12 protein-coding genes are annotated in these 12587 nt (G+C 71.1%); all 12 read left to right on the plus strand.

Annotated elements, in window-relative coordinates; translation table 11 throughout:
• Window positions 1-119: 119 nt before the first annotated feature.
• The 12 genes from dnaJ (at window position 120) to ACFE7H_RS07905 (ending at window position 12456) form a co-directional block, all read left to right on the plus strand.
• A complete protein-coding gene (dnaJ, locus tag ACFE7H_RS07850) occupies window positions 120-1220 on the plus strand; it encodes a molecular chaperone DnaJ (protein ID WP_375400671.1) in 1101 nt (366 codons plus the stop codon).
• 13 nt (window positions 1221-1233) lie between these two features.
• On the plus strand, window positions 1234-2013 hold the full coding sequence (locus tag ACFE7H_RS07855; protein WP_375400672.1) for a 16S rRNA (uracil(1498)-N(3))-methyltransferase: 780 nt from the start codon (window positions 1234-1236) through the stop codon (window positions 2011-2013).
• A 167-nt stretch (window positions 2014-2180) separates the two neighbouring features.
• On the plus strand, window positions 2181-2555 hold the full coding sequence (locus ACFE7H_RS07860) for an HIT domain-containing protein (RefSeq protein WP_375400673.1): 375 nt from the start codon (window positions 2181-2183) through the stop codon (window positions 2553-2555).
• 82 nt (window positions 2556-2637) lie between these two features.
• The gene (locus ACFE7H_RS07865; protein WP_375400760.1) at window positions 2638-3750 is read left to right on the plus strand and encodes a PhoH family protein; all 1113 of its coding nucleotides are present in this window, start codon (window positions 2638-2640) and stop codon (window positions 3748-3750) included.
• Entirely contained in the window at window positions 3747-4211 is a 465-nt protein-coding gene (gene ybeY, locus ACFE7H_RS07870; protein ID WP_375400674.1) for an rRNA maturation RNase YbeY, read from the plus strand. The genes ACFE7H_RS07865 and ybeY overlap by 4 nt, the downstream gene beginning before the upstream one ends.
• Window positions 4212-4221: 10 nt before the next feature.
• The gene (locus ACFE7H_RS07875; protein WP_375400675.1) at window positions 4222-5520 is read left to right on the plus strand and encodes a hemolysin family protein; all 1299 of its coding nucleotides are present in this window, start codon (window positions 4222-4224) and stop codon (window positions 5518-5520) included.
• Window positions 5517-6425, plus strand: a complete 909-nt coding sequence (gene era / locus ACFE7H_RS07880) for a GTPase Era (RefSeq protein WP_375400676.1) — start codon at window positions 5517-5519, stop codon at window positions 6423-6425. Before ACFE7H_RS07875 ends, era begins: the two co-directional genes overlap by 4 nt.
• 271 nt (window positions 6426-6696) lie before the next feature.
• Window positions 6697-8457: a 2-isopropylmalate synthase gene (gene leuA, locus ACFE7H_RS07885; protein WP_375400677.1), complete on the plus strand. Its 1761-nt coding sequence runs from the start codon at window positions 6697-6699 to the stop codon at window positions 8455-8457.
• 123 nt (window positions 8458-8580) lie between these two features.
• Window positions 8581-8964 carry a nuclear transport factor 2 family protein gene (locus tag ACFE7H_RS07890; RefSeq protein ID WP_375400678.1) on the plus strand — a complete coding sequence of 128 codons (384 nt, stop codon included), beginning with the start codon at window positions 8581-8583 and terminating at the stop codon, window positions 8962-8964.
• A gap of 79 nt (window positions 8965-9043) precedes the next feature.
• Window positions 9044-10858 (plus strand): helicase HerA-like domain-containing protein, encoded by a 1815-nt coding sequence (locus ACFE7H_RS07895; RefSeq protein WP_375400679.1) that lies wholly within the window; start codon window positions 9044-9046, stop codon window positions 10856-10858.
• A 72-nt stretch (window positions 10859-10930) separates the two neighbouring features.
• On the plus strand, window positions 10931-11677 hold the full coding sequence (gene recO / locus ACFE7H_RS07900) for a DNA repair protein RecO (protein WP_375400680.1): 747 nt from the start codon (window positions 10931-10933) through the stop codon (window positions 11675-11677).
• The gene (locus tag ACFE7H_RS07905; protein ID WP_375400681.1) at window positions 11677-12456 is read left to right on the plus strand and encodes an isoprenyl transferase; all 780 of its coding nucleotides are present in this window, start codon (window positions 11677-11679) and stop codon (window positions 12454-12456) included. Before recO ends, ACFE7H_RS07905 begins: the two co-directional genes overlap by 1 nt.
• Window positions 12457-12587 lie beyond the last annotated feature (131 nt).

Raw genomic sequence — 12587 nt, forward strand, 5'->3', positions numbered from 1 at the left:
GGCCGTCGTCCCGCGGCGGCCGCCATCGAGTGAACGATCCGTCTCCCGACCAGCACGCCTCCTGACCGACCCCGTGCCTCCCGACCAACCCGTGCGCGGGACGAAAGGCTCCCTCATCCGTGGCTGACCATTACGAAGTACTCGGCGTGACGAAGGACGCGTCCGCCGACGACATCAAGAAGGCGTACCGGCGACTGGCGCGTCAGCTGCACCCCGACGTGAACCCGGGGGACGACGCGGCCGAGCGGTTCAAGCTCGTCACCCACGCGTACGACGTGCTGTCCGACGCGCGGCAGCGGCAGGAGTACGACCTCGGCCCCCAGGGCGGCGCCGGCGGTCAGGGCTTCGGCTTCGGCGACATCTTCGAGAGCTTCTTCGGCCAGGGCCAGGGCGGGCGCGGCGGACCCAAGTCCCGGCGCGAGCGCGGGCAGGATGCGCTGCTGCGCATCGAGGTGGAGTTGGAGGAGGTCGTCTTCGGCGTGCACCGCGACCTGGAGATCGACACCGCCATGCTCTGCGACACCTGCAAGGGCTCGTGCTGCCAGCCCGGCACCAACCCGCAGACCTGCGACATCTGTCACGGCACCGGCCAGATCCAGCGCGCCGTGCGCTCGCTGCTCGGCAACGTCATGACCAGCACCCCGTGCACCGTCTGCCGCGGCTACGGCACGATCATCCCGAACCCCTGCCCCACCTGCGCCGGGCAGGGCCGCGTACGGGCGCGCACCACCGTGCCGGTCGACATCCCCGGCGGCGTCGAGACGGGGCTTCGGCTGCAACTGGCCGGTTCGGGCGAGGTCGGTCCCGCCGGCGGTCCCCGCGGCGACCTGTACCTGGAGATCAAGGTGCGGCACCACGAGACGTTCAGCCGCGCGGGCGACGACCTGCTGGCGACCCTCGAGGTGCAGATGACCGACGCGATCCTGGGGACCACGGCCACGCTGCAGACCCTGGACGGCCCCGTCGACGTCGACATCCGCCCCGGCGTGCAGAGCGCGGACGTGCTCACCATCGCCGGCCGCGGCATTACCCGGCTGCGCGGCAGCGGGCGAGGCGACCTGAAGATCGGCGTGCAGGTGGTGACGCCGGTCAAGCTGGACGCCAAGGAGCGCGAGCTGATCCGCCAGTTCGCCGGGCACCGCAAGCCGCATCCGCCGCAACTGGGGCACTTCCAGCAGGGACTGTTCTCCAAGCTGCGGGATCGGTTCCTGGGCGTCTGAGCCGGCCGGCGACGTGGCGCACTTCTACCTCTCCGACTCCGTCACGGCTGCCGGCCTCGGCGACACGGTACTGCTGTCCGGCGACGAGGGGCGGCACGCTTCGGTCGTCGCCCGCATGCGGGTGGGGGAGTCGACGACGATCGGCGACGGCGCGGGCCGGGTCGCACGGGCCGAGGCGACCGCGGTGTCGAAGGATGCAGTGCAGCTGCGCGTCGTGCAGGTGACCGAGGTGGCACCTCCGCGGCCGGCGGTCACGCTGGTGCAGGCGCTCGCCAAAGGCGGCCGCGACGAGCTGGCAGTGCAGGCCGCCACCGAGTTGGGCGTCGCGGCGGTGGCGCCGTGGTCCGCCGCCCGCAGCGTGACGCGCTGGGGCGGTGACCGCATCGCGCGGGGCGAGGCGCGCTGGGCGAGCATCCTGCGCGAGGCGGGCAAGCAGGCGATGCGGCCGTGGCTGCCACAGGCGCTGCCGCTGATGGACACGGCGCAGATCGCGGCGCTGGCCGCCGACCGGCAGGTTGCCGATCGCCCGGTCCGGGATCACCCGGTGGCCGATCGCCTGGTCGTGGTCCTCGATCCGGATGCCTCGCGGCGCCTGGTCGACGTGGTGCCGACGGACCTGACCGCCGACCTCGTGCTGGTGGTCGGCCCGGAGGGCGGCATCGCCCCGGAGGAGCTGGCCCTGCTTCAGGCGGCCGGAGCGGTCCCTGCCCGCCTCGGCCCGACCGTGCTGCGCACCTCGACCGCGGCCCCGGCGGCCCTGGCAGCCCTGGCCGTCCACCTGCGCCTCTGGTGACCCTCGGCCGAGCTCCCATTCTCAGTGCCCGTCACCCGAAGCACTTCAGCAGGACGATGTCCCGACAGCAGGCCGCTGGTCGACCGGCAACCTGCGATCGGGACCTGGTCCTGCTGTCGGGACAGCTGGGACGCGCCGTGTCGCATGCGCGCCGTACCATCGTCGTGATGGCAGAACCCGGCGGCAGCGTCAGCACCGAACCCTCGATCTTCACCCGCATCCTTGCGGGTCAGATCCCGGGCGACATCGTGTTGCAGACCGATGCGGTCTTCGTCCTGCGCGACATCGCGCCCAAGGCGCCGGTGCACCTGCTGGTCATCCCGAAGACCGAGCAGTACCGCGACGTGACCGAGCTCGCGGCCGGCGATCCGAGGCTGCTGGCCGAGATGATCGCGGTGGCCAAGATCGTCGCGGCGGCGGCCGGACACACCGACTTCCGGCTCGTGTTCAACACCGGGGCGGGATCCGGGCAGAGCGTTTTCCACGTGCACGCGCACGTGCTGGCCGGAGACTTGACGGAAGGATCACTTGGCCGAGGCTGATCAGGACTTCCGCGCCAGCGGCCGCCGCAGCGCACTGGTCGGGGCGCGCCGGTACCCCGCCGAGGGCGCCGAGACGCGCAGCATGTCGATCGACGGCATCGCGATGGTGCGGCTGCTGGGGCCGCAGGACCGGCTGCTGACGCAGATCCAGCGCCAGTTCCCCCTGGTCGAGGTGTCGGTGCGGGGCAATCAGGTCACCCTCACGGGCGAGCCGGCGCAGGTGCACGCTGCGGAGCGGCTGATCGAAGAGCTGCTGCAGATGGTGCGGAACGGTCAGGAGCTGGGCCCGGTCGACATCGACTCCAGCGCGCGCATCCTGACCGGCGACGTGAGCAGCAGCCCGGCCGAGCTGCTGAGCCAGGCCATCCTGACCGCCCGGGGCAAGAGCATCCGCGCCAAGACGCTCGGCCAGAAGGCGTACGTCGAGGCGATCGACGTCAACACCATCACCTTCGGCATCGGTCCGGCAGGCACGGGCAAGACCTACCTGGCGATGGCCAAGGCGGTGCAGGCCCTGCAGCGCAAAGAGGTGACCCGCATCATCCTGACCCGCCCCGCGGTCGAGGCCGGCGAGCGCCTGGGCTATCTGCCCGGCACGCTCACGGACAAGATCGACCCGTACCTGCGCCCCCTCTACGACGCGCTCAACGAGATGATGGATCCGGAGCTGGTGCCGAAGCTGATGGCGTCGTCCACCATCGAGGTCGCGCCGCTGGCGTACATGCGCGGGCGCACGCTGAACGACTCCTTCGTCGTGCTGGACGAGGCGCAGAACACCACGCCCGAGCAGATGAAGATGTTCCTGACCCGGCTCGGCTTCGGCTCCAAGATGGTCATCACCGGCGACATCACGCAGATGGACCTGCCGAACGGCATCAGCGGACTGCAGACCGTCACCCGGGTGCTGCACGACGTGGACGACATCCATTTCGCCATGCTCGGCAGTGAGGACGTGGTGCGCCACAACCTGGTGGGCCGCATCGTGGACGCGTACACCCGATTCGACGCGCAGCGCATGGCGGCGCAGGCGGCCAGGCGCGGCGATCGAGTCGACCAGACGCCCACCTCCTCCGCCCCCACGGCTGCGCGCCTACCCACCGACTACCGCCCGCCGGCCAACCGCGCCGACCGCCGCGCGCAGGAACGCGGCGTGCAGGACGACCTCGGCCGACGGTCGGAGGGCCGGCACCGGTGAGCGTCGAGGTCAACAACGAGTCCGGCGTGCAGGTGGACGACGCGGCGCTGCAGCGGCTCGTCACCTTCGGGCTCGACCTGCTGCACGTGCATCCTGACGCCGACGTCGCCCTGCTGTTCGTCGACACGGCCGCGATGGAGCAGCTGCACGTGCAGTGGATGGACGAACCGGGACCCACCGACGTGCTCAGCTTTCCGATGGACGAGCTGCGGCCCGGCAGCGACGACGTGCAGACCCCGCCGGGCCTGCTGGGCGACATCGTGGTGTGCCCGCAGGTGGCGGTGGAGCAGGCCAAGACCGCGGGACACTCGTCGCTGGAGGAGTTGAAGCTGCTGACCGCGCACGGGCTGCTGCATCTGCTCGGGTTCGACCATGCCGAGGCCGACGACGAGCGCGAGATGTTCCAGGTGCAGCGCGACATGCTGGTCGGCTTCGCGATGCAGGAGAAGCAGCGCCGCTGAGGCGGCACCCATGGTCGCTCTGTTCTTGGTGCTCGCGCTGCTGCTGGTCGCGTTCGGCGGACTGCTGGCCGCCGCCGACTCCGCCCTCGGCACGCTGTCCCGCGCCCAGATCCAGGAGCTCGCGGTCGGGTCGCGCGCACGGCGGCCCATGCTCGCGATCGCTGCGGACGCGGGCGCGCATGCGAACGCCATCAACTTCCTGCGCATCCTGGCCGAGACGACGGCCGCGGTCCTGGTCACGCTGGCCGCCGCGTCGCTCATCCGGTCGCCGTGGCTCGTGCTGCTGACCGCCGCGGTCGTGATGACCGGGGTGTCGTTCGTGCTCGTGGGTGCCAGCCCGCGCAGCGTCGGCCGGGTACACGCCCGCGGCGTGCTGCGCGCCTCCGCCCACATCGTGCGCGGGACGCGCCTGCTGCTCGGGCCGATCGCGAACCTGCTGGTGTGGCTCGGCAACGTCGTGACGCCCGGGCGGCCCCGCCGGGCCACCTTCACCTCGGAGGAGCAGCTGCTCAGCATGGTCGACGAGGCCACGGAGCTGGACGTGCTCGAGCACGGCGACCGCGACCTGATCCACTCGATCTTCGAGTGGGGCGACACGGTGGTGCGCGAAGTGATGGTGCCGCGCACCGACATGACGACGATCGAGGCCACCGCGACGGCCGACACGGCGATGCGGCTGTTCTTCTCCTCCGGGCTCTCCCGCGTGCCGGTGACCGAGAAGGACGCCGACGAGATCTTGGGCGTCCTGCACCTGCGCGACGTGGCGCGGGCGCTGAACGAGCAGCGGAAGGCCAAGGGTTCCGGCATCGCGGGACTCGTGCGGGCGCCGCTGTTCATCCCCGATTCCAAGAAGGCCGACGCGACCCTGCGGCAGATGCAGCAGGAGTCGAATCACCTGGCGATGGTCGTCGACGAGTACGGCGGCATCGCCGGCCTGGTCACGCTGGAGGACCTGATCGAGGAGCTGGTCGGCGACATCTCGGACGAGTACGACCGGGACCAGCACGAGATCGAGTCGCTGGACGACGGGGTCTACCGGGTGCGGGCGCGCCTGTCCCTCGACGAATTGGGCGACCTGTTCGACCTGCAGATCGACGACGAGGACGTGGACACCGTCGGCGGCCTGCTGACCAAAGCGGCGGGACGGCTGCCCCAGCCCGGCTCTGTCGTGCGCACGGCGGGGCTGATCCTGACCGCCGATCGCACGGAGGGCCGGCGGCGCGGACTGACCAGCGTCCTGGTGCAACTGGATCCGGAGGTGCCGCGCGAGGAGTACGACGACGCGGCCGTGCGTTCGGTGGGGGCGTGAGCGACGTCGCGGCGGCGGCTGCGACCGAGCCTCGGGCGGGCTTCATCACCTTCGTCGGGCGGCCCAACGTGGGCAAATCCACGCTGATGAACGCGCTGGTCGGCGAGAAGATCGCCATCACCTCCGCCAAGCCGCAGACGACCCGGCGGGCCATCCGGGGCATCGTCAACCGCGCAGGCGGCCAACTGGTGGTGGTCGACACCCCCGGATTGCACCGGCCCCGCACCCTGCTCGGCGAACGGCTGAACGACGTGGTCGCGGCGACCCTGGCCGACGTGGACGTCGTCGGGTTCTGCGTCCCGGCGGGCGAACCGATCGGCCCGGGTGACCGCTTCATCAACCAGCGGCTGGACGACTACCCGCGGGCGGCCAAGATCGCGATCGTCACCAAACTCGACGCCGTGCCGCGCGATCGGGTGGGCGAGCAGCTGCTGGCGGTCTCGCGCCTGCGGGAGTGGGCCACGATCGTGCCGGTCAGCGCGATCGATGCCATCCAGCTGGACGTGCTGGCCGACGAGGCCCTGGCGCTGATGCCCGTCTCGCCGCCGCTCTATCCGGTCGACGCGGTGACCGACGAGTCGCTGGAGCAGCGGATCGCCGAGCTGATCCGGGAGGCTGCGCTCGAGGGCGCACGCGAGGAGCTGCCCCACTCGCTGGCCGTCACGATCGACGAGATCGAGGACGACGAGGGCCTCACCCGCATCCACGCGAACGTGTTCGTGGAGCGCGACAGCCAGCGCATCATCATGATCGGTCGAGGCGGTTCCCGGTTGCGCGACGTCGGCACGCGGGCCCGGGCCGAGATCGAACCGCTCGTGGGCGGTCGCGTCTTCCTCGCCCTGCACGTGAAGGTCGCCAAGGAGTGGCAGCGCGACCCGAAGGCCCTCGGCCGCCTGGGCTTCTGACGCCTCCCGGGCTCCTTCGCGCGGTACGTGCGCCTTGACGCGGTAGGTGTGCGCACCGCGTAGAGGCCGCAGGTACCGCGTGAGCGGCGGAGCAACCTCGCGCGAGCAGGGGAGCGGCGGCCCGGTCCCCTCTGCTACCCGGTCCCCTCTGCTACCCTCGACCCGTGTTCACGGCGCTCCTCCTTCCCTGCCGCGACGAGGCCTAGCACTTCAGGCCCACCTCGTCGCGGCGTTCCGCGTGGCCGCACACCGCGACGAGAGAGAAGCACCCATGCGAAACCGGCAGCAGCCGTCCCCGATGCCGTTCCACCGGTATCGCTCCTACGCCGACCAGTTCCAGGTCGACCTGCCCGACCGCACCTGGCCGGCCAAGCGCATCGAGCGGGCGCCGCGCTGGTGCGCCGTCGACCTGCGTGACGGCAACCAGGCCCTCATCGACCCGATGAGTCCCGAGCGCAAGCGAATCATGTTCGACCTGCTGGTGCGCATGGGCTACAAGGAGATCGAGGTCGGCTTCCCGTCCGCCAGCCAGACCGACTTCGACTTCGTCCGCAGCCTGATCGACGAGCAGGCGATCCCCGACGACGTGACCATCCAGGTGCTCACCCAGGCGCGGGAGCACCTGATCGAGCGCACCTACGAGTCCATCCGGGGTGCCAAGCAGGCGATCGTGCACCTCTACAACTCCACGAGCATCCTGCAGCGCGACGTCGTCTTCCGCACCGACCGCCAGGGCATCGTCGACATCGCATTGGAGGGTGCGCGCCTCTGCAAGCGGTTCGAGGCGACCGTGCCCGGCACGACCATCTATTACGAGTACTCGCCGGAGTCGTACACGGGCACCGAGCTGGAGTTCGCCGCGGACATCTGCAACCAGGTGCTGCAGGTCTTCCAGCCGACTGCCGACCGTCAGGTGATCATCAACCTGCCGGCCACCGTCGAGATGGCCACGCCCAACGTGTACGCCGACTCCATCGAGTGGATGAACCGGCACCTGGCGCACCGCGAGCACGTGATCCTCTCCCTGCATCCGCACAACGACCGCGGGACCGCGATCGCTGCGGCGGAGCTCGGGTACCTGGCGGGCGCCGACCGCATCGAGGGCTGCCTGTTCGGCAACGGCGAGCGCACCGGCAACGTCGACCTGGTCGCGCTCGGCATCAACCTGTTCACCCAGGGCATCGACCCGCAGATCGACTTCAGCGACCTGGACCGCGTGCGGGCGACCGCCGAGCACTGCAACCAGCTGCGAGTGCACGAGCGCAGCCCCTGGGCGGGCGATCTGGTCTACACGGCGTTCAGCGGCAGCCACCAGGACGCCATCAAGAAGGGGCTGGAGGCGATGGAGCACACGGCGCAGGTGGCCGGCACGCCCGTCGCCGAGCTGGAGTGGGCCGTGCCCTACCTGCCGGTCGACCCCAAGGACCTGGGGCGCAGCTACGAGGCGGTCATCCGGGTCAACTCGCAGTCCGGCAAGGGTGGCGTGGCGTACCTGCTGAAGACCGACCACGCCCTGGACCTGCCCCGCAAGCTGCAGATCGAGTTCTCGGCCGTCGTGCAGGCCCGCACCGACGCGGACGGCGGCGAGGTGACCAGCGACGAGATCTGGGCGATCTTCGCCGACGAGTACCTGCCGGCACCGGAGGAGCAGCCGGAGGCCAAATGGGGGCGCTTCGAGCTGCTGCGCACCCGGACCAGTAGCGACCTGCACAGCGACGTGCACCTGCAGGCGCGGCTGCGCGTGGACGACGACGAGCTGGAGGTCGAGGCGCACGGCAACGGGCCGATCGACGCGTTCCTGCACGTGATGGCCGAGCAGGGCTTTCGGGTCTCGCTCTACGACTACGTGGAGCACGCGATGAGCGCCGGCGGTGACGCGCGGGCCGCCGCCTACGTGGACCTGGAGGTCAACGGGGTTCGGCTGTGGGGCGTCGGCATCGACGCGGACATCGCCACCGCGTCGCTGCGGGCGATCGTCTCGTCGGTCAATCGGGCGGTCCGGGCGACCGCCTCGCAGCTCGCCCTGGTGTGACCGTTTCGCGCGAACGCCCGCCCAAGATCGTGACCTGTTCGTTACCCCATAGTTCATGATCGGCATTGCAAACATTCGGCGCGCATGCTGGCGTGTCCAGCCTTGCTGGTGCACCCTGTGTCCATGACGCTCACCACCTCGACCCTCGACTCCGTCATCGTCATCTGGCACGTCGCGGTCAATAACGGCGACGCGGCGACCGCCGCTGCCGCCTGCACCGAGGACGTCGTCGTCGGCGGTCCCCGCGGTGACGCGGCCGGTCGTGACGTGATGAGGTCGTGGGTCGAATCGGCGGGCGTCCGGCTGATGCCGCGCGACTGCTACGACGTTCCCGGCGGCATCGTCGTGGCGCAGGACGCCCAGTGGACCAGCGACACGACGGGGTCCGCTCCGGTGACGGTGTTCTCCACGTTCGGACTGCGCGACGGCTCCATCTCCAGCATCCACCGCTTCTCGACGCTGGAGGAGGCGCGGGCCTACCCCGTCGCCGCTGCTGCCGCCGCCTGACGTTCGTCGACGCGCACGCACCCTGCGAAGGACACGGACGCGGGTGCGTCGGAGGCCCGCGCCGGGCAGAGTGAGGGGCATGAGCTCCCCGACCACCCCTCCCACTCCCACCGGATCCGCCGCCGACGAGGTCGCCCGGCTGCAGGCGGTCGCGGACCAGGCGATGCGCGCCGCTCAGGAGGCTGCGGCAGCGGCCGCGGCAGCAGTCAAAGCGGCCGCCGCCTCGGCCGCTTCGCCGGCGCCGACCGCACCGGCGGCGACTCCGGTCACGGCGGGTCCGCTCTCGGCCGCGGACGTCGACCGCGTGCGCTCCGGCTACGCGTTCTCGGGCACGGCGCTCGAGCTCGGCGCCCTGCTGAACGGCGAGCCCGTCATCGATGCGCCGGTCCGCGTGCCGCTGTCGATGCTGAACCGGCACGGCCTGATCGCCGGAGCGACCGGCACCGGCAAGACCCGCACGCTGCAGGCACTCGCGGAGCAACTGTCCGCCGCGGGGGTGCCCGTCTTCGCCGCGGACATGAAGGGCGACCTGTCCGGCGTCGCCACGCCCGGATCCCCGAACCCTCGGCTGCTCGCCCGCACTCAGGCGATCGGCCAGCCGTGGACGGCGACCACGTTCCCGACCGAGTTCTACTCCCTGGGCGGATCCGGCCGAGGAATCCCGGTGCGCGCGACGGTGGCGGGCTTCGGCCCCCTGCTGCTCAGCCGTGCGCTCGGCCTGAACGAGACTCAGGAGTCGAGCCTCGGCCTGGTCTTCCACTACGCGGAGGAGCACGGCCTGGCGCTGCTCGACCTGGCCGACATCCGCCAGGTGCTGCAGTACCTGGCGAGCGCCGACGGCAAGGCCGACCTGGCCGGACTCGGCGGCATCTCGAGCGCGACCGTGGGCGTCATCCTGCGCGAGCTGATCTCGTTCGCCGACGGCGGGGGCGAGGACTTCTTCGGCGAGCCCGAGATCGACACCCGCGAGTTCCTGCGCACGGCCGAGGACGGGCGCGGCATCATCAGCCTGCTGGAGGTGCCCGGCGTCGCCGACCGGCCCCAGCTGTACTCGACGTTCCTGATGTGGCTGCTCGCCGACCTGTTCAACGACCTGCCCGAGATCGGCGACGCGGACGAGCCGAAGCTCGTGTTCTTCTTCGACGAGGCGCACCTGCTGTTCGCCGATGCCAGCAAGGAGTTCCTATCGCAGATCACGCGCACGGTGCGGCTCATCCGCTCCAAGGGTGTCGGGATCTTCTTCGTCACCCAGACGCCCAAGGACGTGCCCGGCGAGGTGCTGGGCCAGCTCGGCTCGCGGGTGCAGCACGCCCTGCGGGCGTTCACGCCGGAGGATGCCAAGGCGCTGCGGGCGACCGTGTCCACCTACCCGAAGTCGGCGTACGACCTGGGCGAGGTGCTGACCGGGCTCGGCATCGGCGAGGCGGTCGTGACCGTCATGAGCGAGCAGGGCGCCCCGACGCCCGTCGCCTGGACTCGGCTGCGTGCACCGCAGGGGTCGATGGGGCCGACGGAGCCGGCGACGATCGAGGCGATGGTCGCCGCGTCGCCCCTGATGGCCACCTACGGCACCCCGCTCGACCGCGAGTCGGCGGCCGAGATCCTGACCGCCAAGATGAACGCCGCGCACGCGGCGGCACAGCAGGCGGCGGATGACGCGGCGGAGCGCAAGCAGGACGCCGCGGAGCAGAAGCAGCGCGCGGCCGAGCAGCGACAGCAGGCGGCGGAGGACCGGCAGCGCGATGCCGAGCAGCGTCGATCCGCTCCGCGATCGTCCGGCCGCCGCACGACGCCGCAGCGGTCGGTGATCGAGGAGGTGCTCACCTCCCGCACGACGCAGACGATGCTCTCCGGCGTGATCCGGGGCATCTTCGGAACAGCCCGGCGTCGCTGACGGCACCGGCGGAGACATCGTCGGCCGGCCCGACATTCCGCCGGGGGACTCCGCCCAGTAGAGAATGGGGGCGTGCCCACCTACCGCGACGAAGCCGTGGTGCTGCGCACGCATCAACTGGGTGAGGCCGACCGCATCGTCACGATGCTGGGCAAGCGGCACGGCAAGATCCGCGCGGTCGCCAAGGGCGTTCGGCGCACCACCAGCCGGTTCGGCTCGCGGCTGGAGCCGTTCATGGTGGTCGACCTGCAGTGCTACGAGGGCCGCAGCCTGGACGTCATCCAGCAGGCGGAGTCGATCGGCACGTACGGGGCGCCGATCGTGGCCGACTACGCCAGCTTCACCGCCGCGAACGCCATCGTCGAGACCGCCGATCGCCTGACCGACGAGGCGTCGCCCCAGCAGTACCTGCTGCTGGTCGGCGCGCTGCGGTCGCTGTCCCGCGGCGAGCACGGCGCCTCGCTGACCCTCGACTCCTACCTGCTGCGGGCGCTGTCGGTGGCGGGGTGGGCGCCCAGCTTCGGCGACTGTGCCGTCACTGGCGCTCCGGGGCCGCACAGCGCGTTCGTCGTGCAGCTCGGCGGCGTCGTGGCCGACGAGGTGGCGCCGCCCGGCGTGCCACGGCTCGATCCGGACACGGTCGCGCTGCTCGCCGCGCTGCTCACCGGCGACTGGGCGGTCGCCGAGGCGTCGGCGTCCGGCACGCGGTCGCGCGCCTCGGGCGTGATCGCCGCCTACACGCAGTGGCACCTGGACCGAGGGCTCAAATCCATGGCGCACGTGGACAGGACGGACGGCGTCGCAACCGTGACCCGCTGATGGCGCGCGTGCAGCTGGATCCCATCCGGCCCGTCGATTGGACGGGGGAGGCACCGCCGCCGTTCGGCCGGGTGCCGAAGCATGTGGCGATCGTGATGGACGGCAACGGCCGCTGGGCGAACGCGCAGGGTCTGCCGCGGATCGAGGGACACCGGGCGGGGGAGGCGGCGCTGCTCGATGTCGTGGCCGGCGGGCTGCAGGCGGGCGTGAAGCACATCTCCGCCTACGCCTTCTCGACCGAGAACTGGACCCGCTCGCCCGACGAGGTGCGATTCATCCTCGGCTTCAACCGCGACGTCCTCCGGCGCCGCCGCGAGCAGCTGAACGAATGGGGCGTCCGTATCCGCTGGGCGGGCAGGACCCCGCGCCTCTGGCGCACCGTCATCGGCGACCTGCGGGCGGCGGAGGAGCTGACGCAGCACAACCGCACGCTGACGCTGACGATGTGCATCAACTACGGCGGCAGGGTCGAGATCCAGGACGCCGTGCGGCAGGTCGCACAGGAGGTCGCGGCCGGTCGGCTGAAGCCGAACGCGATCACCGAGAAGACGATCGCCCGCCACCTCTACCTGCCCGACCTGCCCGACGTCGACCTGTTCATCCGGTCGTCGGGGGAGCAGCGCACCTCGAACTTCCTGCTCTGGCAGTCCGCCTACGCCGAGATGGTCTTCCAGGACACGCTCTGGCCGGACTACCGCCGCACTCACCTGTGGGACGCGATCGCGCAATACGCCGACCGCGACCGCCGCTTCGGCGGTGCCGTGGACGCGCCCAAGTAACAAGCACGGTGGCGCGGCCGTGGACGCGCCCGAGTGAGTAAGCACAGTGGCGGTGATCGACGTCATGAAGCCGACCCTGCGAACTCCCGTCATATTCGGTAACCGCGCTTGCGGCCGGTCCGGCCATCTCG

The sequence above is a fragment of the uncultured Amnibacterium sp. genome (assembly GCF_964250715.1).
Lineage (GTDB): Bacteria > Actinomycetota > Actinomycetes > Actinomycetales > Microbacteriaceae > Amnibacterium.